The organism is Streptomyces sp. SID14478, from assembly GCF_010548525.1.
In the GTDB taxonomy this organism is placed as follows: domain Bacteria; phylum Actinomycetota; class Actinomycetes; order Streptomycetales; family Streptomycetaceae; genus Streptomyces.
Genome location: NZ_JAAGMG010001409.1, coordinates 1 through 729, shown reverse-complemented (window position 1 = coordinate 729; position 729 = coordinate 1). Strand labels below are relative to the sequence as shown.

The 729-nt window shown below is 75.7% G+C and carries 1 protein-coding gene; it reads left to right on the top strand.

Annotated elements, in window-relative coordinates; translation table 11 throughout:
- Positions 1-682, top strand: a 682-nt coding sequence (cobJ, locus tag G3I40_RS44620; protein ID WP_164560493.1) for a precorrin-3B C(17)-methyltransferase, incomplete at its 5' end; no start/stop codon positions are given.
- Between the last annotated feature and the right edge of the window lie 47 nt (positions 683-729).

Below are 729 nucleotides of genomic sequence, written 5' to 3'. Positions count from 1 at the left end.
CGGCGCCGACGACCTCGTCGGGTACACCACGTACCTCGACCGGGTGCCGGTCCGCCCGGGGCAGCGCCGCCACGGCTCGGACAACAAGGTGGAGTCGGAGCGCGCCGAGTTCGCGCTCGACCTGGCGCGGCGCGGGCACCGCGTCGCGGTGGTGTCGGGCGGCGACCCCGGCGTCTTCGCGATGGCGACAGCGGTGCTCGAAGTGGCCGCGGAGGAGCGCTACGCGACGATCCCGGTACGGGTCCTGCCGGGCGTCACCGCCGCCAACGCCGCCGCCGCGAAGGCCGGCGCGCCCCTCGGCCACGACTACGCCACGCTCTCCCTGTCCGACCGGCTCAAGCCGTGGGAGGTCATCGCGGAGCGGCTGCGCACGGCGGCCACGGCCGATCTCGTCCTGGCGCTCTACAACCCCGGTTCGCGCAGCCGCACCTGGCAGGTCGGCAAGGCGCGGGAGCTGCTCCTGGAGCTGCGGCTGCCGGACACCCCGGTCGTCGTGGCCCGTGACGTCGGCGGCCCCGAGGAGTCGATACGGGTGATACGCCTGGCCGACCTGGAGCCGTCCGAGGTCGACATGCGCACGCTGCTCATCGTCGGCTCGTCCCAGACGCAGGCCGTGGCCCGGGGCGACGGCCGGACGGTGGCGTGGACGCCGCGGCGCTACCCGGAGACCGGCGCGCCCTGAGCATGGCGGCGGACCCAGTCGGCGGCCTCCTCGACGGTGGCCGCCAC